General features: G+C 31.5%; 19 protein-coding genes and 4 tRNA genes. 20 read left to right on the top strand and 3 right to left on the bottom strand.

Going from position 1 to position 22,663, the window contains the following annotated elements; all coding sequences use genetic code 11:
- Positions 1–37 precede the first annotated feature (37 nt).
- Positions 38–496, bottom strand: coding sequence for a hypothetical protein (locus tag ACKVOV_RS07950; protein WP_409206228.1), 459 nt, complete (start codon positions 494–496; stop codon positions 38–40).
- A 248-nt stretch (positions 497–744) separates the two neighbouring features.
- On the opposite strand from ACKVOV_RS07950, the gene ACKVOV_RS07945 reads away from it, so the two are divergent.
- Positions 745–2,550, top strand: coding sequence for a hypothetical protein (locus ACKVOV_RS07945; RefSeq protein WP_409206227.1), 1,806 nt, complete (start codon positions 745–747; stop codon positions 2,548–2,550).
- A gap of 58 nt (positions 2,551–2,608) precedes the next feature.
- Here ACKVOV_RS07945 and lysS read toward each other — a convergent pair whose 3' ends face one another.
- Positions 2,609–4,306: a lysine--tRNA ligase gene (lysS, locus tag ACKVOV_RS07940; RefSeq protein ID WP_409206226.1), complete on the bottom strand. Its 1,698-nt coding sequence runs from the start codon at positions 4,304–4,306 to the stop codon at positions 2,609–2,611.
- A 386-nt stretch (positions 4,307–4,692) separates the two neighbouring features.
- On the opposite strand from lysS, the gene lipB reads away from it, so the two are divergent.
- Complete coding sequence (lipB, locus tag ACKVOV_RS07935; RefSeq protein ID WP_409206225.1) at positions 4,693–5,391, top strand: lipoyl(octanoyl) transferase LipB; 699 nt, start codon at positions 4,693–4,695, stop codon at positions 5,389–5,391.
- 7 nt (positions 5,392–5,398) lie between these two features.
- Here lipB and ACKVOV_RS07930 read toward each other — a convergent pair whose 3' ends face one another.
- Positions 5,399–6,058, bottom strand: a complete 660-nt coding sequence (locus ACKVOV_RS07930) for a ribonuclease HII (RefSeq protein ID WP_409206224.1) — start codon at positions 6,056–6,058, stop codon at positions 5,399–5,401.
- A gap of 210 nt (positions 6,059–6,268) precedes the next feature.
- On the opposite strand from ACKVOV_RS07930, the gene ACKVOV_RS07925 reads away from it, so the two are divergent.
- From ACKVOV_RS07925 to nusG, 18 genes are all read left to right on the top strand, one after another.
- Positions 6,269–9,448, top strand: a complete 3,180-nt coding sequence (locus ACKVOV_RS07925; RefSeq protein ID WP_409206223.1) for a SusC/RagA family TonB-linked outer membrane protein — start codon at positions 6,269–6,271, stop codon at positions 9,446–9,448.
- 11 nt (positions 9,449–9,459) lie between these two features.
- Positions 9,460–11,070 carry a SusD/RagB family nutrient-binding outer membrane lipoprotein gene (locus tag ACKVOV_RS07920; RefSeq protein ID WP_409206222.1) on the top strand — a complete coding sequence of 537 codons (1,611 nt, stop codon included), beginning with the start codon at positions 9,460–9,462 and terminating at the stop codon, positions 11,068–11,070.
- Between the two features lie 100 nt (positions 11,071–11,170).
- Positions 11,171–13,093 (top strand): putative porin, encoded by a 1,923-nt coding sequence (locus ACKVOV_RS07915; RefSeq protein WP_409206221.1) that lies wholly within the window; start codon positions 11,171–11,173, stop codon positions 13,091–13,093.
- A gap of 225 nt (positions 13,094–13,318) precedes the next feature.
- The gene (locus ACKVOV_RS07910) at positions 13,319–14,677 is read left to right on the top strand and encodes a pyridoxal-phosphate dependent enzyme (RefSeq protein WP_409206220.1); all 1,359 of its coding nucleotides are present in this window, start codon (positions 13,319–13,321) and stop codon (positions 14,675–14,677) included.
- A gap of 96 nt (positions 14,678–14,773) precedes the next feature.
- Positions 14,774–16,042, top strand: coding sequence for a DUF2851 family protein (locus ACKVOV_RS07905; protein ID WP_409206219.1), 1,269 nt, complete (start codon positions 14,774–14,776; stop codon positions 16,040–16,042).
- Between the two features lie 66 nt (positions 16,043–16,108).
- Complete coding sequence (locus tag ACKVOV_RS07900) at positions 16,109–16,336, top strand: hypothetical protein (RefSeq protein WP_011963325.1); 228 nt, start codon at positions 16,109–16,111, stop codon at positions 16,334–16,336.
- Between the two features lie 3 nt (positions 16,337–16,339).
- Positions 16,340–17,215: a ComEA family DNA-binding protein gene (locus ACKVOV_RS07895; protein WP_409206218.1), complete on the top strand. Its 876-nt coding sequence runs from the start codon at positions 16,340–16,342 to the stop codon at positions 17,213–17,215.
- 38 nt (positions 17,216–17,253) lie between these two features.
- A complete protein-coding gene (locus tag ACKVOV_RS07890; protein WP_409206217.1) occupies positions 17,254–18,423 on the top strand; it encodes an acyl-CoA dehydrogenase family protein in 1,170 nt (389 codons plus the stop codon).
- A 73-nt stretch (positions 18,424–18,496) separates the two neighbouring features.
- A complete protein-coding gene (rpsU, locus tag ACKVOV_RS07885; protein ID WP_409206216.1) occupies positions 18,497–18,694 on the top strand; it encodes a 30S ribosomal protein S21 in 198 nt (65 codons plus the stop codon).
- Positions 18,695–18,760: 66 nt separating this feature from the next.
- Complete coding sequence (locus tag ACKVOV_RS07880) at positions 18,761–19,657, top strand: tyrosine-type recombinase/integrase (protein WP_409206215.1); 897 nt, start codon at positions 18,761–18,763, stop codon at positions 19,655–19,657.
- A 31-nt stretch (positions 19,658–19,688) separates the two neighbouring features.
- Entirely contained in the window at positions 19,689–19,991 is a 303-nt protein-coding gene (hpf, locus tag ACKVOV_RS07875) for a ribosome hibernation-promoting factor, HPF/YfiA family (protein ID WP_409206214.1), read from the top strand.
- An 87-nt stretch (positions 19,992–20,078) separates the two neighbouring features.
- Positions 20,079–20,152 (top strand) — tRNA-Thr (locus tag ACKVOV_RS07870).
- Between the two features lie 33 nt (positions 20,153–20,185).
- Positions 20,186–20,266, top strand: a tRNA-Tyr gene (locus ACKVOV_RS07865).
- A 54-nt stretch (positions 20,267–20,320) separates the two neighbouring features.
- A tRNA-Thr gene (locus tag ACKVOV_RS07860) sits at positions 20,321–20,392 on the top strand.
- 58 nt (positions 20,393–20,450) lie between these two features.
- Positions 20,451–21,638, top strand: coding sequence for an elongation factor Tu (gene tuf / locus ACKVOV_RS07855; protein WP_409206213.1), 1,188 nt, complete (start codon positions 20,451–20,453; stop codon positions 21,636–21,638).
- Positions 21,639–21,699: 61 nt separating this feature from the next.
- Positions 21,700–21,770: transfer RNA gene (locus ACKVOV_RS07850), tRNA-Trp, on the top strand.
- Positions 21,771–21,788: 18 nt separating this feature from the next.
- Positions 21,789–21,986, top strand: coding sequence for a preprotein translocase subunit SecE (gene secE, locus ACKVOV_RS07845; RefSeq protein ID WP_409206212.1), 198 nt, complete (start codon positions 21,789–21,791; stop codon positions 21,984–21,986).
- Positions 21,987–21,996: 10 nt separating this feature from the next.
- Entirely contained in the window at positions 21,997–22,548 is a 552-nt protein-coding gene (gene nusG, locus ACKVOV_RS07840) for a transcription termination/antitermination protein NusG (protein ID WP_409206211.1), read from the top strand.
- The last annotated feature ends 115 nt before the right edge of the window (positions 22,549–22,663 follow it).

Raw genomic sequence — 22,663 nt, 5'->3', positions numbered from 1 at the left:
ACATCAAATCTAAACATTTTTTTTAAATTAACAAAAATTATTTAGAAACTTCAGGTTTTCTTTTGTTTCTATGTTCTTTTTTCATTTTATGTAATTGAGATTTTCTTTTTCCTTTATTAGCTTCCCATTTTTCCATTTGTTCAGAATTCAGAATTTTTTTCATTTTAGCTTTCATTTCAATTTGAGAATCTAATGATTTATTTTTCATTTCAAATTTCTCATTTGCCGTTAGAGGTTTTTTAGTCTCTTTTTGTGCTCTCATTTCATTATTTTTCGCATCTCTTTTTGCAGTTTGTTCAGCAATAATAGGAGCTATTTCTTTTTGTTGAGAAGCGGTTAAATCTAAATTCAATGTCATCTCCTTTAGTATTAGAGTATTTCTTTGTTCAGGAGATAATTTTTCAGTTGCTTCTCTTTTTTCTGCTCCTTTTTCTTGTGCAAATGCTGTAAAAGAAAGGCTAGTAATTAGTGCTAGGGTAAAAATCAATTTTTTCATGATATCTTTTTTAAGTTATATCATTAAGACAATAAATAAATGAAAAGGTTTAATATAAATAAAAATATGCTTATTTATAAATTTAAAAAACATACAGATTTTTATTTTATAATTCAGCTACTAATTTATAATGTAACTTATGAACAGAAAACTAAAATGAGTTCATTGTTATATGGCTGATATGATATTTATCATTTTTTTAATCAATATGATTTGTAATATTTGTTGATTATATAAAACAGTTTTTAATGAAAACAACAAAACCACTACATACATTTCACATACCAGTAATGGGACTCGCTTATACAATAGACAGTCCGATTAGAGTAGCAAAATATGGAATTTCCTCAGTTATTTCAATTATTGATGATGATTTAATAGAAAAAATGAATGCTTTTTATAGTGAGAAATTTAGTCTTCCTTATCAAGAAATCACTCAAAAAATCCATGATTATCGAGCAGAAAGAATCACCGCGTATCTAAATTTAGTTGATAAAATTGTAAAAGAAAAATTCAATAATTTTAAAACAGAATTAGCCGAAAGTAAATTAGCATTGGAAAGTTATATTGCTACATTACCTAATAAATCTGAAATTAAAAAAGGATTGCAAGATTTGATGAATGATGGAATTTCCTTCAAAGAAAATATTAAAAAATTTCTTGAAGAAAATTTATCACCTGGTGATATTGATGTTAATATTATGACTAAAGTTGATAAAGATAATTTTATCAAAGAGGAACAATTACCTATAGATTTTAATGATGCTCACGCTTCTCTTCGAGGATTTGCAAATAGTAATTTAAATTCTTCGGTAGTACTTTCTGCTGGGATGAATCCAAGATTGTACAGTTATTTTGAGAATTTTAAAGACTTCTTCCCTGATTTTAATGATACATTAAAAAAGAAAATTATTCTAAAAGTTAGTGATTTTAGATCTGCCATGATACAAGGAAATTTTCTAGCTAAAAAAGGACTTTGGGTATCGGAATATCGAATCGAATCAGGACTGAATTGTGGTGGACATGCGTTTGCTACTGATGGTTTTCTTTTAGGGCCTATTTTAGAAGAATTTAAGCAAAAAAAGGATCAGCTAATTCAATCTGCTCACGATTTAATGATTAAGGCTTTAGGGCAAAAAGAAATGCATGTTCCTGAAAAGCCTTTAGAGTTAAAAATAACAGTTCAAGGTGGCGTGGGAACTGCCGAAGAGCATAGTTTTTTATTAGATAATTATAATGTTGATTCAGTGGGTTGGGGTTCTCCGTTTTTATTGGTTCCTGAAGCAACATCTGTAGATAAGGAAACACGAGAATTATTAGCAAATGCTAAAGAAGAAGATTTATATTTAAGCCATATTTCTCCATTAGGAGTTCCTTTTAATACTTTAAAAGGAACAACTAACGAAATGTTGAAGCAAAAGCGAATTCAAGAAAGTATTGCTGGAAGTTCTTGCCCTAAAAAGTTTTTAGCGCTGAGTAAAGAATATGGAGAAAAAGGCATTTGCACAGCTTCAAAAAAATATCAAGATTTAAAATTAGAGGAATTAGAAAAAAATGCTGCTAATTTTTCTGCGGAAGCTATTACAAAAATGAAAAACAGTATTACTGAAAAAGCTTGTCTTTGCGTAGGTTTAGCAAATGCTTCTTATTTAGAAAATGACATAAAAATTAAAGGGCAATCACAAGGAGTTGTTATTTGTCCTGGACCCAATATGGCTTATTTTGATCAAGAGGTTTCTCTTTCTAAAATGATGCAACACATTTATGGAAATGCTTCGGTTTTGCGAGTTGCAAACCGTCCAAATATGTTTGTCAAGGAATTGAAAATGTATGTGGATTATTTAAGAAACGAAATCACCTCTATTTCTGAAGAAATTACTTCAGCACAGGTTAAAAAATGGAATTTGTTTAAAAATAATTTAATAGAAGGAATTGGGTATTATGAAGGATTGTTTTCATCAACATTGTTTTTTGATAATGAAAAGAATACTATTCAAAACCAACTACAGTTTTATAAATCAGAATTAGTTAAAGTTGAAATACCATCACTGTAATTAGTAAAATAAAAAAAGGAACTCAATTTTGAGTTCCTTTTTTTATTTAAAAATAAATTTATTTTCCTAAATATTCTACAATTTTTGCATCACCATCTACAACTACTTTCATTAAACCATGTTTGCTAAGGCCTTTGCTGGCTGCATCCCATTTTTTGCCGCTTAAAGCAGATTTTTCTTTTAAATCGCCAATTGAAATTCCTTCGTTAGCTTTCAAAAGTTCAACAATCCATTTTTCATCTTCGGTTAGCTCTACTTGTTTTTTCTCAGGTCTCATTTGAGGGAAGAACAACACTTCCTGAATAGAAGCATTATTAGTCAAGAACATGATGAGTCTGTCCATGCCAATTCCCATTCCAGATGTTGGAGGCATTCCGTATTCTAAGGCACGGAGAAAATCCTCATCAATAACACCATTAGCCTCATCATCACCTTTTTCGGAAAGTTTCATTTGATGTTCAAAGCGTTCGCGCTGGTCTATCGGGTCATTTAGTTCAGAATAAGCATTGGCAATTTCTTTACCACAAACCATCAACTCAAAACGTTCAGTTAAATCTGGATTGTCACGATGCGATTTACATAATGGAGACATTTCTTTCGGATAATCAGTAATAAATGTAGGCTGAATGTAATTTCCTTCGCATTTGGCTCCAAAAATTTCATCAATCAATTTTCCTTTTCCCATCGTTTCATCCACATCAATTCCCATGCCTTTTGCAGCAGCAAATAATTCTGCTTCGCTTTTTCCAGAAATGTCAAAACCAGTAAAATCGATAATGGCCTGCGTCATAGTTACACGAGCGTACGGTGCTTTGAAATTTATTTTATGTTCACCAAAAATTACTTCACTACTATCATTTACAGCAATAGCACAATGTTCTAGTAAATTTTCGGCAAAAGTCATCATCCAGTTGTAGTCTTTATAGGCTACATATATTTCCATAGCGGTAAATTCAGGATTGTGAGTTCTGTCCATTCCTTCGTTACGGAAATTTTTAGAAAACTCATACACACCATCAAAACCACCTACAATTAATCTTTTCAAATACAATTCGTTCGCGATACGCATATACAAAGGCATATCTAAACTATTATGGTGCGTAATAAACGGACGAGCCGCAGCGCCACCAGCGATAGATTGTAAAACGGGAGTTTCAACTTCCATATACCCACTTTCGTTAAAAAAGTTTCGCATGGCGGTAAATAATTTCGTTCTTTTTACAAAAACTTCTTTCACTTGCGGATTAACCACAAGATCTACATAACGCATTCTATATCGTAATTCAGGATCGTTAAACGCATCATGAATATTACCTTCTTCATCAGTTTTTGGCAATGGGAGCGGACGTAAAGTTTTACTCAAAAAAGTAAAATTTTGTACTCGAATACATTTTGCACCAACTTGAGTGGTAAATAATTCACCCTCAACACCAATAAAATCACCTAAATCGGTCAATTTTTTAAAAACCTGATTGTACAACGTTTTGTCATCACCTTCGCAAATCACATCACGGTTAAAATACAATTGAATTCTACCTTCACTGTCCTGCAACTCAGCAAAAGAAGCTTTTCCTTGATCTCTCACACTCATCAATCGTCCAGCAAGAATTACCTTTTTACCTTCTTCAAAATTTTCTTTAACCTGTTTTGAAGTATGATTTACAGGAAATAAATCTGCAGGATAAGGGTTAATTCCTAGTTGGCGCAAAGCGTTCAATTTTTCTCTTCTAATGATTTCTTGTTCCGAAAGTTGCATGGGTAAATTTTTATTTAAGAGTACAAAGATAGAGATTAGTTGCAAAGTTTCAAAGTCACAAAGATTCAAAGTTTTTTAGGAGCTATTTCCAGCTTTCCACTACAATCTTTTTCTCTTGTTCTCGATACTCCTCGTAAAAAGCGAGGAACTCGAACTGACAAGAAAAAGGATTTTCGTTGCAATCTGGGCTATTATCAGCAGTACAGTTCAAAATTCAATATTAGTTATTTGGAATACAATATTTAAAAAGTTTTAACAATGAATAGCGAATTTTTTAAAAAATAACTCGAATTAGTATTTTTCTGTGAACCTCAGAAACTTTGTGCCTTTGTGTCTTTGAAAACTTTGTACCTTTGTTCTTCAAAACCTCAGTACCTTCTAAAAAAATGAACAAAACCATACAACTTCAAGATTTAGGACATAAAGACTACAAAGAAACTTGGGATTATCAAGAACAATTATTTCAAAAAGTACTAGATATTAAAATCCAAAATAGGAGAGAGGAACGTCAAGACGAAACGCCAAATTATTTTTTGTTTGTCGAGCATCCACATGTTTATACTTTAGGGAAAAGTGGCGATTTCTCTAATTTGCTTCTATCCGAAAAACAATTGGAAGCAAAAGGAGCTACATTTTATAAAATAAACCGAGGAGGAGACATTACCTATCACGGACCAGGACAAATTGTAGGTTACCCAATTTTAGATTTAGAAAATTTCTTTACAGATATTCATAAATATTTGCGCTTTCTCGAAGAAGCCATAATTCTCACTTTAGCAGAATATAATATAATAGGTACAAGAAGTGAAGGTGAAACAGGAGTTTGGCTTGGTGTAGGAACTCCATTTGCACGAAAAATATGTGCTTTAGGAGTTCGCGCTTCTCGTTGGGTTACTATGCACGGATTTGCACTCAATGTAAATGTTGATTTGGGTTATTTTGATAATATTATTCCGTGTGGTATAAAAGGTAAAGCAGTTACGTCACTAAATGTCGAACTTGGTGTCGAAAAAGTAAATGAAGAAGAAGTAAAAGAAAAAATTCTAAAACATTTTATACAGTTATTTGAATGTACGATTGTTTAGGTAGTTTTTAAAGATCAAATTCTAATTGTTCTGGTAGCAATCTAAAACTCATTCGGTGGTATTTTGTCACACCATATTTTCTAATAGCTTCTCGATGTTCTTTTGTAGGATATCCTTTGTTTTGCTTCCAATTATACATTGGGAATTCCTCATGAATTTTATTCATATATTCGTCACGATACGTTTTTGCTAAAACCGATGCGGCAGCAATACTCATATACTTAGAATCGCCTTTTACGATGCTAGTATTCGGAATTGAATGAAGAATTTCCATTTCCTTATCGGTAAATATTTTTCCTGAACACTTTTTAAAGCTGTTTTTAGATAATAAAGGTCTATTTCCATCTACTATAATATATAAAGGAGTAGGATTTAACTGTAAAATGGACTCTTGCATTGCTTTTAGGGATGCATTGAGAATATTTATTTCATCAATAATTATAGGCTCTAAATGTGTAACTGCGAACGAAATTGCTAATTTTTCGATGAGAGGTTTTAGCTGTTCTCTAGTTTTTTCAGATAATTGCTTAGAGTCGTTTAAAATATCCAATTCAAAATTCTCAGGTAAAATTACAGTGGCGGCTGTCACGGGACCAGCTAAGCAACCTCTTCCTGCCTCGTCAGTGCCGGCTTCTAAATATTGTGTTAAAAAAAATGGACTTAACATGGACTTAACATAGATTTAATTTTGACAAAAATATAATTTTTAACGCAACCTTTTGCATTATTATCCATCTAACAAACGAGTGATTATCATTCCGATTATATTCAGGCAATTTTTTTAACTTAAATAAAAACGTAATATTCCGAAGTATTATTTGGTTATTTAAGAAATTATTAAGAAGTTTGCGGAATAACTAACTCAAATAAAAATAATATGAGATCAAAGTTCAAATGGATTTTTACGCTATTAGTAGCGTTAACTATGCAGCTTTCCTTTGCACAAGAGAAAACTGTAAAAGGTATTGTAACTGATGCAAGTGGCCCAATGCCAGGTGTTAATGTTGTAGTAAAAGGAACCCAACGTGGTGTTTCTACAGGTTTTGATGGATCGTATTCTATCAAAGCAAGTCAAGGAGAAGTTCTTGTTTTTTCATTCATGGGAATGAATGATATTTTAAGAACGGTTGATGCTTCAAGTACTGTTAATGTTAAAATGCAAGACAATACACAGCAATTAGAAGCTGTTGTTGTTACGGGTCTTGGTATCAAGAAAAGTCAACAAGCAATTACTTCGACTCAGCAACAAGTAAAAGGAGCTGAGATAACTCAAGCTGCTAACCCTAATATTGTTAGATCTCTTGCGGGTAAAGTTTCTGGTTTGCAAATTAGTAATACATCTAGTGGTGTAAATGGTGCTACAAGAATTCAATTAAGAGGTTCTCGTTCTATTTCAGGAAATAATGAGGCGTTAGTGGTTATAGATAATGCTATATCTAGTGCTTCTGTATTGCAATCATTACCTCCAGAAATTATAGAAAGTGTTAATGTTATCAAAGGGCCAGGTGGATCTGCATTGTATGGAGAGCTAGGTTCTAATGGTGTAATCATCGTGAATACTAAAAAAGGTTCGAAAGGTGAAAGTAAATTAGCTATTTCTGTTAATTCTTCTGTAGATTTTGAAACAATTTCTTTTTTACCAGAAAGACAACAAAAATATGGTCAAGGATGGGATGGAACTCATTTCTTCTATGAAAATGGTGGATGGGGAGAGCCTTTAGATGGTGTTGTTCGTCCTACAGGTTTAGCTCAAGCAGATGGAAATAGTCTTCAATTGCCTTATAGCGCTGTTAAAGATAATATTAAAGATTTTTATCAAACAGGTACAACATATCAAACAGGTGTTACTTTGAACTTTAGTGGTTCTGATGGTTATGCTTTGTTATCTGCTAACAGACAATCTACTGATTTTATTGTTGATGGAGATGGGTTGAAAAGAAATTCATTTATTTTCAAAGGAGGAAAAAAAGTTGGTAAATGGAATTTTGATGGAAATGTGAATTATATTTCTACTAAAACTAGCCAATCAGATTCTGAAAATGATCTTTTAGAATTATTGCAAACTGCATCAAATATTCCTGTTGGATTGTTTGCTAATTCTGGACCTGGGGAAGGTTGGAATGCATATTATGCTAATCCATTTTGGGTAAGAAAGAATGATAGATTAGATAGAGGTAGTGATTTTTTTAATGGTAGTGCAAATCTTGGATATAAATTCAATGATCACATTGATGTTAGTTATTTGGCTAATGTTCAAACTACTGGGTCTAATCAACAACAACATGCTAATCGTTTTGATGATATAAATAATCCTGGTGGTGGTGATGTTTCTCAACAGTCTTCATATTATAATACTTCTACTAATAGTAGAAATTATTATGGTGACTTATTGTTGAATTTTAACTATGATTTAACTAAAGATTTGTCTTTTAAACTTAATCTTGGTAACAACGTAACTGATAGATTGTCTAGAACAATTTCTCAAGGGGGTACTGATTTAGAGATTGACGGATGGTATCATATTCAAAATGTATTAAATCCTGCTCAAGCAAGACAATTAACTAATAATGAAATTAGAACTAGAAAATTCTCGTTTTTTAGTAATATGGATTTAGGTTTTAGAGATTATTTATTCTTGAATGCAACTTTGCGTAAAGATTATTCGTCAGTTTTAGTTTCTAAGACTAGTACAAGCGGAGGAGTTGCTCCTTATTATTCAGCTGGTTTGTCATTTATCCCTACTAAAGCTTTTTCAAGTTTAAAAGATAATAAGATTTTAAATTATACTAAATTATTTGCAAATATTTCAAAAGTTGGTAATGCATCTCCTGTTTCTACTTATGATTTAAGTGAAGTTGCTTTGTTAGCTACGGGGTTCCCTTATGGAAATTTATCATCATATACTGCTAATGGTAATATTACGGATGCTTTAATTACACCTGAGTTTGTTAATACATTAGAAGGTGGTGTTAGTTTAGGTTTCTTTAATAATAGATTAACTCTTGATGGTTCATACTATAAGTCTAATATTACAGATTTGATTACTAGAATTGGTTCTTCTTCAAGTGCTGGTATAGCTACTCAAAAACAAAATATTGGAGAGATGGATAACAAAGGTTTCGAAATTGATTTAGGTTTCACTCCTATTAAAACTGAAAGCTTCACATGGAGTGGTAGAGTAGGTTATAGTACATCTAAAACAGTAGTTAAATCTTTAGGTGGTGACGCAAAAGAAATTTTGTTATTTAACGGTTCTACTGTTAGTAATATAGTAGGTGGTAGTTACGCAGTTGTTGGAGAAGAATTCCCAATGATTAAAGGTACTACTTTTGTTAGAGATGGTGAAGGAAGAGTTGTTGTCGGTGCTAATGGAGTTCCATTAATCAATAGTGCGCTTTCTAATTTAGGAAAAGCGACACCTGATTATATTGTAAACTTTTCTAATAGCTTTGACTGGAAAGGATTGAGATTAGCTGTTTCTGGTGATTATAGAACTGGAGCATCTTTCTTATCTGAAACTAAATATAATTTGACTTGGTCTGGTCACTTAACAGATTCTGCTGAATTTGATCGTGATTTAGGATTTGTTTACCCTAATTCATCTGTAGAAACTGCTCCTGGTTCAGGAATATATACTGCAAATGATGGGAATACAGTTCCTTTAGTTACTTCTGCGGTTGGTTATGCTGCAGGTACAGGTGTAATCGATTATTATGGTGCTGTTTCTAGAGTTGGAGAATTCAATTTAATTGATGGTACAGCTTTAAAAATTCGTGAGATTGCATTAAGTTATGCATTGCCTTCTAAAATCACAGACAAATTACATCTTTCTTCTTTAAGATTTGGTGTAAATGCGAGAAATCCATTTATTCAACTTGCTAAAGGAAATAAAGGATATGCTGATCCAGAAGCTTCTAACTTATACTCTGCATCTAATACAAATAGTTCACTTAGAGCTACTGCATTAAATACTAGTAACAATGGTATTGGATATATTCAAACTGGACAATATCCTTCTACTAAAACATACGGTTTTAGTGTTAATCTAACTTTTTAAAACTTAATAATATGAAAAAAATAGTTTATATTTTTCTTGGATTAGTTTTATTAACGTCTTGTTCTGATTATCTAGATGTTAATGAAGATCCAAACAACCCTCAGCTTTCTCAAGTAAAACCTGAGAACCTATTAGCTGCTGCTTTAGTTATTCCTTTTAGGACTCAAGCCATAAATATGAATGAGTACGGAAACGTAATGTCAAATTCATGGGCTGGTAATGTAAATGCCTTTACTGGTGGTTATAGAAATGAGTTTACAATGGACTTTACAACTGCTACAAGATCAGTAATTTGGGATAATTTGTATCTTGGAATAGGTCACTTAGACAATATTACTAAGTATCCTAATCCTACTGGTGACTATGATAACTTTATTGGGGTTAGTAAAATCATGAAATCTTACTATATGGAATATATTGTAGATTTATATGGTGATGCTCCTTATAGTGAAGCATGGGAACGTGGTAAGAATTTAACTCCTAAATATGATGATGATAAAGCCATTTATTTAGATTTAATCAAACAATTAGATGTAGCTAGAAATTTATTGGCTAGTCCTTCTGCTGTACCGATAGATACTCAAGATGTTATGTTTCATGGTGATTTAAATGCATGGATTTCTTTTGCTAATACAGTAGAATTAAAAATGTGGTTAAGATTATCAGGATTGTCTAATGCACAATTAGGAACTGATTTAGCAGCATTAAAAGCGACTAGATTACCTTTATTAGCTGCTGGTAATGATTTTGTTATTGCTGATGTAACTATAAATCCTGGTTATTCTAACGCAGTTTTAGCTCAGAACAATCCATTCTATAGCGTTTGGGGGCCTTCTGCTACAGGTTCTGCTGCTGGAACAAGTAGAACTTTTACTGTTGCTTCTGATTATATAGCAAAAGTATTAATGGGAACTAGAAATAATGCACATGTAAACTCTTTAGGTGTTGTAGATGCTAGAAGAAATAGAATCTTTAGAGCTACTTCTGGAACAACTATTACAGGAGTTGTTCAAGGTGATGTTGCTGCTGCTGCTGGTGGTACAGCTCCAAATCCACTTTCTTTAATAGGTGTAGGTATAACTGGTTATACAGGATTAAATGCTGGTGATGCTCATAATAATGGTTCTAGAAAAGATGGATATGTTATGACTCTTTCTGAGGCTGATTTTTTAATATCTGAAGCTTCTCAAGTATTTCCAGATTTTTCTGGATATGATGGTAAAACATATTTTCAAGCTGGTATTTCTGCTTCTTTTGCATACCACAGTAAAGATTTGCTTTCTGTTGCTTTAGCTGATATTTCACCTGCATCTTATTTAACAGCAATAAACTTGAAACAAGGTTTAGGTTGGGATGGTACTCCAAACAAAATTGAAGCTATTATGACTCAAAAATGGATTGCTTTATGTGGTATTCACGGTATTGAGCCTTTCTTAGGTATTGTTAGAACAGGTTTCCCTGATGTTCCATTAGCTATTACAGCTAATGCTACTCGTACAAATAAACCTAAAAGATTATTATACCCTACATCTGAGTACACAGCAAACTCTGCTAATGTACCAAATGTAACTTTAGATCAAATATTTGCAGTAAATGCTTATTCGCCTTTCTGGGCACAATAATTAAATATTTTCTAAATATTTTAAAAAGGGCTACCATATGGTAGCCCTTTTTTTATGTATAATAATTTCAATTGTGTATTTTTGCAATAGAGTTTACTATATGAAGCACATTTTTACATTCTTATTATTCATTTTCACTATTGGCACTTTTGCACAAGTGGATAAAGAACTATCTATAAACAAAAATGATACTATAAAAAGATCTTTGCGTGATAAACCCAAAGAGAATCCCAAGGCGCCTATAAATATGTATCGTATTATAACTTTGCAAAGAGATACAACTTATGTAGATACTTCGCTTACGATTCATAAAGATTATAAATTTAATCACTTGCGTAAAGATAATTTTGGGTTGTTGCCTTTTGCTAACGATGGGCAAACTTATAATACTTTAGATTTTGGTTTAAATAATCCTAGCACTTTCCCAGAATTTGGGTTTAAAGCCAAGCATTTTAATTATAGTAAAGCAAAAGATATTAATTATTATTCGGTAGCGACTCCAATTACTGAATTGTATTTTAAAACTGTTTTAGAGCAAGGACAATCTGTCGATGCATTTATAACTTTAAATACTTCCGAGCAACTTAATTTATCTGTTGCTTATAAAGGATTGAGATCTTTAGGGAAATATGTGAATTCTTTGTCTAGTTCAGGTAATTTTAGATTTACAACTAGTTATTTTTCAAAAAATAAAAGATATTTAGCTAATTTTCATTATGTTAGTCAGGATGTGTTAAATGGGGAAAATGGTGGTGTCTCTGGTCTTTCAAATTTTGAATCTGGGAATTCTCAGTTCATACAACGATCTCGATTAGAAGTTTATTTCGAGGATGCAAGCACACTGCTAAAAGGAAAAAGATATTTTCTAGACCATTCTTTTAGAATAAATTCTAAAGATAGCGAGAATAATATTTCTATAAACCATCAGTTTAGTTATGAAACTAAAATGTTCGAGTTTAGTGGTAAGTCAGCAATTGATAGATTTGGAAATGGATATGTTGCTTCTAATTATTTTAATGTGACTAAAAGCAATATAACTTATAATAAATTAGGAGCTAGTTTCTCGAATAAAATCCTAGGAGATTTTCATTTTTTTGTAGAAAACTATCAATATAATTATTTGTACAAAAGGATTATAATTTCTAACAATCAGGTGTTAGTGCCTAATTTAAAAAATGATAAACTCAATGCTGTTGGTGGAAAATATATATATTCTAAAAATAAATTAAAAGGAGAGGCTTTGTTTTCTAAGTCAATTTCAAAACAAACATTTTCAACTTTAGATATTTCTGCTCAATACAAATGGAATGAGAAAAATAATTTTTATGCTCAATATTTAAACCAAAGTAAAGTCCCGGATTTAAACTATACTTTGTATCAAAGCGAATTTATTAGTTACAATTGGTATAATAATTTCAAAAATGAAAAAATAAATACAATTAAGTTGAAAGCTAATACGCAATGGTTAAATGCCGAGGTTCAAATTACAAGCTTAGATGATTATTTGTATTTTAGTGATGATGATGCATCAGATACTATTATTATTTCAACACCAAAACAATATAATAAAACAATAAATTATTTTTCTATTAAAGTTAGTAAAGAACTAAAATTTAGAAAGTTTGCCTTGGATAATACTGTTTTGTTTCAACAAGTATCTCAAGATAATAATATTCTAAATGTGCCGAAGTTTGTTGCTAGAAATACCTTGTATTTTTCCGATTATGTGTTTAAAAAAGCCATGTATTTGCAAACAGGTTTCACATTTCAAACATTTACAAAATACTATGCAAACGATTACAACCCGTTAATTGGGGAATTTTATGTTCAAGAAAAGACTAAAATTGGAGATTTTCCATTAGTCGATTTCTTCATAAATGCACGAGTTCGTCAAGCTAGAATCTTTTTAAAAGCTGAACATTTAAACTCAAGTTTTACAGGAAGAAATTATTATTCTGCTCCAAATTATCCTTATAAAGATTTTATCATTCGATTTGGTTTAGTTTGGACATTTTTTCAATAGATTTTTCTTCTAAATTTTAGAATAACCCAAAGGTCATACTTTTGGTTATATCTTTTTTTCGTACTTCAATAAAAGGTTTCACCTCACATGAGTGATAGCAAACCGGCGAAGTAATGATTAATGCAAATAACATTCTATTTCACAATTATAATTCTAATATGTATCTTTGCATATAAATTTTTAGGTTTTGATTTTTTAAATCAAAAGCCTTAATCAAAAACGACAATGAAATATTCAGAAAACATACTGGGAACTATTGGAAACACGCCGTTAGTAAGATTAAATAAAATCACAAAAGAAGTAAGCGCATTGGTACTTGCAAAAGTAGAAACCTTCAATCCAGGAAATTCTGTTAAAGACCGTATGGCTATAAAAATGATTGAAGATGCTGAAGCTGATGGTCGTTTAAAACCAGGAGGAACTATTATTGAAGGTACTTCAGGAAATACAGGAATGGGATTAGCATTAGTAGCAATTGTAAAAGGATACAAACTAATTTGCGTAATATCAGACAAACAATCGAAAGAAAAATGTGACATTCTTCGTGCCGTGGGAGCAAAAGTTGTGGTTTGTCCTACTGATGTTGAGCCAACAGATCCACGTTCCTATTATTCAGTTTCGAAAAAATTAGGAGAAGAAACACCAAATTCTTGGTATGTTAATCAATATGATAATCCGAGTAATGCAATAGCTCATTATGAACAAACTGGACCAGAAATTTGGGAACAAACCGACGGAAAAATCACACATTTTGTAGTTGGAGTAGGAACTGGAGGTACAATCTCTGGCGTAGGTAAGTTTTTAAAAGAAAAAAATCCAAATATTAAAATTTGGGGTGTAGATACTTATGGTTCTGTTTTTAAAAAGTATCATGAAACTGGTATTTTCGACGAAAACGAGATTTATTCTTATATAACAGAAGGAATCGGAGAAGATATTCTACCTAAAAACGTCGATTTCGATATTATTGATGGCTTTACAAAAGTTACCGATAAAGATGCAGCTGTTTATACTCGTAAAATTGCATTAGAAGAAGGTATTTTTGTAGGAAACTCAGCAGGTTCAGCAATAAAAGGGTTATTACAACTTAAAGAACATTTCAAACCAGAGGATGTCATTGTTGTTTTGTTTCATGATTCAGGAAGTCGTTATATAGGAAAGATGTTCAACGATGATTGGATGCGTGAACGTGGTTTTCTTGATGAAGAAATCACAAAAGCTGAAGATATCATTAAGGATCATATAGACAAACCTTTAGTAATTGTTCGTACTGAAGAGTTAGTTTCACACGCTATAGAGCGTATGCGTAAATATAAAATATCTCAAATTCCAGTAATAGACATTACAGGTTTTGTAGGTTCTGTAGATGAATCGGATTTATTTAGAAGTTATGTAGAAGATAAAAACATTGCCGACAAACCTATTCGTGAAATTATGGGAAAACCATATCCTATTGTAAAAGTAGGAACAGGAATTGAAGAGGTTTCTAAATTGTTTACAAAAGAAAATCAAGCTGTTTTAGTCGATTTAGGAAATGGGAAACACCATATTATTACAAAATATGATATTATAGGATCTATTTAATATTTTTTAAGCCACGAACTTAGTAATTTAAAATTACTAAGTTTGTAGCTTTATTCATTACTTTAGGTTTTATTTATAAGCCTATAAAAAATCACAATGAAAGAAGATTTTCTCCATTATATATGGCAATACAAGAAGTTTGATTTTTTAGACTTAAGAACTACTAATAATGAAAAATTATCAATTATTAAAGTTGGAGAATTTACACAACTAGCTGGACCAGATTTTTTTAATGCACAAATAGAAATTGACCAACAAAAATGGGCTGGAAATGTCGAGATTCATATTAAATCTTCCGATTGGTATGTGCATAATCATGAGAGAGACGATAATTATGATTCGGTTATTTTACATGTAGTTTGGGAACATGATGCGGCTATCTTTAGAAAAGACAACTCGGAAATTCCAGTTTTAGAAATGAAAAATTATGTTTCTACTACTTTAGTACAGCAATATAAAAAGTTGAAAGCTACAAAATCATGGATTTTTTGTGAAAACGAAATAAAAACTATTCCAAGTTTTGTGTTTAAAAATTGGCAAGAACGATTGTTTTTCGAGCGATTAGAAAGAAAATTCAATCCAATTGAAACTTTACTTTTAGAAAATAAAAACGATTGGGAAGCTACTTTTTTCTGTTTCTTAGCGAAGAATTTCGGACTTAATACAAACGGAGAATCTTTTTTTAAAATAGCACAATCTATTCCATTTTCTATTCTTCGAAAAGAAGCTTTTGAAGTTGAAAATATAGAAGCTATTTTTTTTGGAAGCTCTAATTTATTAGAGAATGATAAGGAAGATAATTATTTTAAAAATTTAAAACAACGTTGGGAATACATTCGGAATAAACATCAATTACAATTAGTTTATATTGAAACGGTTCAGTTTTTTAAGCATCGACCAGATAATTTTCCTACAATACGATTGTCGCAATTAGCAAATTTGTATCATACGCATCAAAATTTATTTTCTAAATCAATAAACGCAAAAAATATTGAAGAATTATATCAAATCTTCCAAATTTCAGTAACTGATTATTGGAAAGTTCATTATAATTTTGATAAAGTAAGCCCCAAAAAAACAAAATTTTTATCTAAATCCTTTATTGATTTGCTCATCATTAATACGATTATTCCTTTTCGATTTGCTTATGAAAAAAGTTTAAGCAAAGAAACATCGGAAGAAAACATCGAGTTTTTAGAAAAAATTTCTGCCGAGAAAAATGCAATTATAAATAAATTTAATGCAATAGGAATAACATCAAAAAACGCTTTCGAAACCCAATCATTATTGCAACTTAAGAACGAATATTGTGATAAAAGTAAATGTTTGCAATGTTCGATAGGTTTAGAGTTTTTTAAGAATTAAACTTTAATATTTTTTTGTAGTTTTACAAAACGATTAAACAAATAAATAAATGGTCAAATCAATTAGATGAGATTTGTTATAAAACTAAAATATCTTTTCGAAAAACAAGGTTTTCACATTGCGTCTCGACTAGCCGATAGGCTAGGAATGAGAGCTAATAGTGTGCGTTTGTTTTTTATTTATATTTCGTTTGTAACAGCAGGATTGTGGTTTGGTGTTTACCTAACATTAGGATTTTTAATAAAATTAAAGGATTTAGTGAGAGCTAAAAGATCTTCAGTATTCGATTTGTAGCTCATGAATTTTAAGGAATATTTTACTTTCAATAAAGAACAAAAAATTGGTTTGACAGTCTTAGTCGGATTAATAATTACAGTGCAACTATTGTGTTTTTTTGTCGATTTTTCAACCAATAAAATAGTGACAAAAGAAGAAGAACAATGGCTGTCGATGCAAACAGAAATCGATTCTATTAAATCTATTAATAGTGAAAGTAGCTATAAAATGTATCCTTTTAATCCAAATTTTATTACCGATTTTAAAGGTTATAAACTAGGTATGAAGGTATCGGAAATAGACAGATTGTTAGCTTTTAGAAAAACCAATAAATATGTAAATTCTGCACAAGAGTTTCAAAAAGTAACTCAAGTTTCGGACTCGTTGTTATCTGTAATTTCTCCTTATTTCAAATTTCCAGATTGGGTTGCGAATAAAAAAAATAATGAGTCTTACGGAAGTTCTAATTATAATGACTACAAGAAAAAAGAAAAAGTTGTAATCATTAATATTAATGAAGCTACAAAAGATGATTTGATGAAAATTTATGGAATAGGCGATGCAATTTCCGATAGAATTCTGAAACAAAAAGAGGCTTTCGGATCGTTTGTTAGCATGGATCAAATGAAAGATATTTGGGGATTGTCACCAGAAGTGGTAGCTGAACTAAATTCTCATTTTAAAATTTCTGGAAATACAATAACCAATAAAATAGATGTCAATAATATTTCTACTAAAGAATTAACAAAATTTCCGTATTTTAAATATGCTTTAGCTAAAGAAATTGTGACTTATCGAAGCATGAATAACGGAATCAAGAATATTGAGGATTTAACAAAAATTAAGGGTTTTCCTATTGATAAAATAAAAATTATTGCCTTATATTTGAAATTCTAAAAAAAAAACAACACTTTTTTAAAAACAGCCTTAGTTATATGAATTCAATATACTTTACAGAAGAACACGAATTATTTAGAGAAAGTTTACGAAATTTTTTACATAAAGAAGTTGTGCCTCATATTGAAAAATGGGAAAAAACCGGCACAATAGAACGCTTTATTTGGAAGAAATTTGGAGAAATGGGCTTTTTTGGAATAGCATATCCAGAGGCATACGGCGGATTAAATTTAGATTTATTTTATACCGTTGTGTTTTTAGAGGAGCTTCAAAAAATAAAATCTTCTGGTTTTGCTGCGGCTATGTGGGCACATTCATATTTAGCAATGACGCATTTGAATGCGGAAGGAGATGAACGAATTAAGCAAGATTATTTAGTACCAAGTATTTCAGGAGATAAAATAGGAGCTATGTGTATTACTGAACCTTTTGGAGGTAGTGATGTCGCAGGTATGCGAACAACTGCTGTAAAAAAAGGGGATAAGTATGTAATAAATGGATCTAAAACATTTATTACAAATGGTGTTTATGCTGATTATTATGTAGTTGCAGCAAAAACGAGCCCGGAGCTTGGAAATAAAGGAATAAGTATGTTTTTAGTAGATACAAATCTAAAAGGAATTGCTGCTACAAAATTAGATAAATTAGGTTGGAGAGCTTCGGATACTGCTGAAATTGCATTTGATGATGTTGAAATTCCTGAAGAAAATTTAATGGGTGAAGAGGGAAAAGGTTTTCCTTATATTATGCAGCATTTTGCTTTAGAGCGTCTAATTATGGCTGTCAATGCTCATGCAAGAGCAGAATATGCAATTGATTATACAATTGATTATATGTCACAACGCGAAGCATTTGGAACAACCATAAATAAGTTTCAGGCATTAAGACATACTATGGTAGAACATGCTACAGATGTTGAACATTGTAAAATATTTAATTATGCTGCTGTTGCTAGATTAGATAAAGGAGAATATGTAGTTAAAGAAGCAACTATGGCCAAGTTGAAATCTACAAAAGTAGCAGATGAAACCATTTACAGTTGTTTGCAAATGCTTGGTGGTTATGGTTATATGGAAGAATATCCATTGGCTCGTTTGTTGAGAGATAGTCGTTTAGGACCAATAGGTGGAGGGACTTCAGAGATTTTGAAAGAAATTTTATCAAAAATGATAATTGATAAACAAAATTATAAGCCAGCTGTAAAATAATTTATAATTTGTAATTCATAATTCATAATTTTTTTTTAAGTTTGCACCCTTAACGAGAGGAGGTGTCTATATTATGTTAATTATACCAATTAAAGACGGAGAAAATATCGATAGAGCATTAAAGCGCTATAAAAGAAAATTTGACAAAACAGGTGTCGTAAGACAATTGAGAAAACGTCAAGCTTTCATTAAACCTTCTGTTGTAAACAGAGCAATGATTCAAAAAGCTGCTTATGTTCAAAACATGAGAGAAGGCTTAGAAAATTTATAAATAATTTTCAATAATTATAAATCGTTAGTTATATAAGTTTCGTACTTTTATACTAACGATTTTTTTATGCAATCAAACCAGCAAAAATTCCAAGATTATCTACTCAAAGAAAAAAATTATTCTGTACTTACAGTATTAGCTTATGGGAAAGATTTGCAGTTTTTTCAAAAATTTCTTAAAAGAGATTTTGATAATGTACCACTTGAAGAAGTTTCTTATGTCTTAATAAGAAGTTGGGTGGTTTTTATGATTGACGATGGGATGAGTAATGTGTCGGTAAATCGAAAAATAGCATCGCTCAAAGCATTTTACAAATTTCTTTTAAAAACCAAACAAATAGAAGTAAACCCACTTGCAAAACACAAAGCACTCAAGACTCCTAAAAAAATTCAAATTCCATTTTCTGAAGAAGAATTGAATAAGGTATTAACTCAAATAGAATATAAAGAAGGGTTTGAAGGATTAAGAGATAAACTAATTATTGATTTGTTTTATACTACAGGAATTCGTCGATCTGAGTTAATTTCACTTAAAATATCAAATATTGATTTATTGAATAGTACTATTAAGGTTATTGGGAAAAGAAATAAAGAAAGAATAATACCATTATTGCCTATAATTACACAACAACTAAAATCATATCTATTTGAAAGAAAACTACTTCCGTTAATTGTGGAAGAAAATATTTTAATTTTATTGTCAAACGGAAATAAAGCTAACGAAACATTTGTATATCGATTAATAAATAACTACTTTAGTAATGTCTCCGAGAAAGTAAAAAAAAGTCCGCATATGTTACGTCATACATTTGCAACTCATATGCTTAATCACGGTGCCGATTTAAATTCAATCAAAGAATTATTAGGACATTCCAGTCTTGCGTCAACACAAGTTTATACTCATTCAAGTTTAGCGGAACTTAAAAATGTATACCAAAACACGCACCCTAGAAATCAGAAATAATTCTACAATGTTTAACCAAAATTTAAAAATTATGAAGGTAAATGTTCATGCTGTTAACTTTAATGTTGATAAAAAACTAGTAGATTTTGTAGAAGAAAGAATGAGTAAACTAGAAAAATTTTACGACAAAGTTGTTTCGTACGATGTATTTCTAAAAGTAGAAAAAACCAGTGATAAGGAAAATAAAATAGTTGAAGCCAAAATTATAGTTCCGGGAGACGAGTTTATTGTAAAAAAGCAATGTAAGACCTTTGAAGAGGGGGTAGAATTAGCTTCTGAATCTCTAGAAAGATTACTTGTAAAAAGAAAAGAAAAAATCAGAGCTCATATTTAAATAATTTTTTATTAAAAAAGTTTTGATTAATAAATAAAATACATACATTTGCAGTCCGTTAGAAATAGCGGACTTTTTTATTTAATTGCCAGCGTAGCTCAGTTGGCTAGAGCAGCTGATTTGTAATCAGCAGGTCGTGGGTTCGAGTCCCTCCGCCGGCTCAAAAGTCGTAAAGGGTTAAAAGTAAAAAAGTTGGGGAGATACTCAAGCGGCCAACGAGGGCAGACTGTAAATCTGCTGTGTAAACTTCGCAGGTTCGAATCCTGCTCTCCCCACAAGTTGAAATTTTAGGTTTTAATCTAAAATTTAAGCTCTAAATCAAGGATTCTGCCGACTTAGCTCAGGGGTAGAGTGCTTCCTTGGTAAGGAAGAGGTCACGGGTTCAATTCCCGTAGTTGGCTCAAAATTGTAAAATTTGAACACTAATATATTATAATTAAAGATTAAAAACTAAGTAAAATGGCAAAAGAAACCTTTAACCGTTCGAAACCACACTTAAATATTGGTACGATCGGACACGTAGATCACGGTAAAACTACTTTAACAGCAGCAATCACAAAAGTGTTATCTGATGCTGGTTACTGTCAAGCAAAATCATTTGATCAAATTGATAATGCTCCTGAAGAAAAAGAAAGAGGTATTACAATTAATACATCACACGTTGAGTATGAAACTGCTAATCGTCACTACGCACACGTTGACTGTCCTGGTCACGCGGATTACGTAAAGAACATGGTTACTGGTGCTGCTCAAATGGATGGTGCTATCCTTGTTGTAGCTGCAACTGATGGACCAATGCCGCAAACACGTGAGCACATCCTTTTAGGTCGTCAAGTAGGTATTCCTAGAATGGTAGTATTCATGAATAAAGTGGATATGGTTGATGATGCTGAGTTATTGGAATTGGTTGAAATGGAAATCAGAGATTTATTATCTTTCTACGAATATGATGGAGATAATGGTCCTGTAGTTCAAGGTTCAGCTTTAGGAGGATTGAATAATGATCCTGCTTGGGTTCCTAAAATTATTGAATTAATGGAAGCTTGTGATTCTTGGATCCAAGAGCCAATCCGTGATACTGAAAAACCATTCTTAATGCCGGTTGAAGATGTATTTACAATTACTGGTCGTGGAACTGTTGCTACAGGTCGTATCGAAACAGGTATCTGTAATACAGGAGATCCAGTAGAAATTATTGGTATGGGTGCTGAGAAATTAACTTCTACAGTAACTGGTATCGAAATGTTCCGTCAAATCCTTGATAGAGGTGAGGCTGGAGATAACGCAGGTATCTTGTTAAGAGGTGTTGCAAAAGAAGATATTAAAAGAGGAATGGTTATTATTAAGCCAGGATCTGTAAAACCACACGCTAAATTTAAAGCAGAGGTTTATATCTTGAAAAAAGAAGAAGGTGGTCGTCACACGCCATTCCATAACAACTACCGTCCACAGTTTTACGTTCGTACAACTGACGTAACAGGAGTAATCATGTTGCCTACAGGAGTTGAAATGGTTATGCCAGGTGATAACTTAACTATAGATGTAACATTGTTAAGCCCAATCGCAATGAGTGTTGGATTACGTTTCGCTATCCGTGAAGGTGGTAGAACAGTAGGTGCTGGACAGGTTACTGAAATTACTGAATAAGTATATTTTTAAATAAATAAAACCCAGTGTCGTTATTTTTACGACACTGGTTTTTTAACAAACGGGCGTAGTTCAAGGGTAGAATAGCGGTCTCCAAAACCGTTGATGGGGGTTCGAATCCCTCCGCCCGTGCAAAAAAAATAAAACACAATGACAAAAGTTGTTAATTATATATCAGAAGCTTTTGAAGAGCTAAAGTCTAATGTCTCTTGGCCTAGTTGGGAAGAAACTCAAAAATATGCTATAATAGTAGCGATTTTTTCAGTTGTATTTTCACTTGCTACTTGGGGTGTCGATACAGTCTTTGAAAAATCTATTGCAGGTTTTTTTAATTGGATAAAATCTTAAAAATTACCTCATGGCAGATGTTAATGTTAAAAAATGGTATGTTGTAAGAGCCGTTAGTGGACAAGAAAATAAAGTTAAAGCTTATATTGAAGCAGAGATTAATAGACTTGGTTTGTCGGATTATGTTTCTCAAGTTCTTGTGCCTACAGAAAAAGTAGTTACAGTTAAAGACGGAAAGAAGATAATAAAAGATAAAGTTTATTTTTCAGGTTACGTTATGATTGAAGCTAATTTAGCAGGAGAGATAACGCATATCATAAAATCTATCACTAGTGTAATTGGTTTTCTTGGAGAGACTAAAAATGGTGATCCAGTTCCATTAAGAATTGCTGAAGTAAATAGAATGTTAGGTAAAGTAGATGAATTGGCAGTTACTGCAGATCATAGTTCTATACCATTTACATTGGGAGAAACAATTAAAGTTATTGATGGTCCTTTCAATGGTTTCAACGGTACTGTTGAAAAAATTAATGAAGAAAAGCGTAAGCTTGAGGTAATGGTTAAGATTTTCGGAAGGAAAACACCATTAGAATTAAGTTTTATGCAAGTTGAAAAAGTATAATTTTTTGTTACATATATTAACCGCATTAATCGCTTCCAATGATTAATGTAAAATTTTAAAAAATGGCTAAAGAAGTTAGTAAAGTAGTTAAACTACAAGTTAAGGGAGGTGCTGC

The organism is Flavobacterium sp. (assembly GCF_046153165.1).
In the GTDB taxonomy this organism is placed as follows: Bacteria; Bacteroidota; Bacteroidia; order Flavobacteriales; family Flavobacteriaceae; genus Flavobacterium.
Note: the sequence above shows the minus strand (reverse complement) of the source record. Positions and strands in the feature narration are given on the sequence as shown.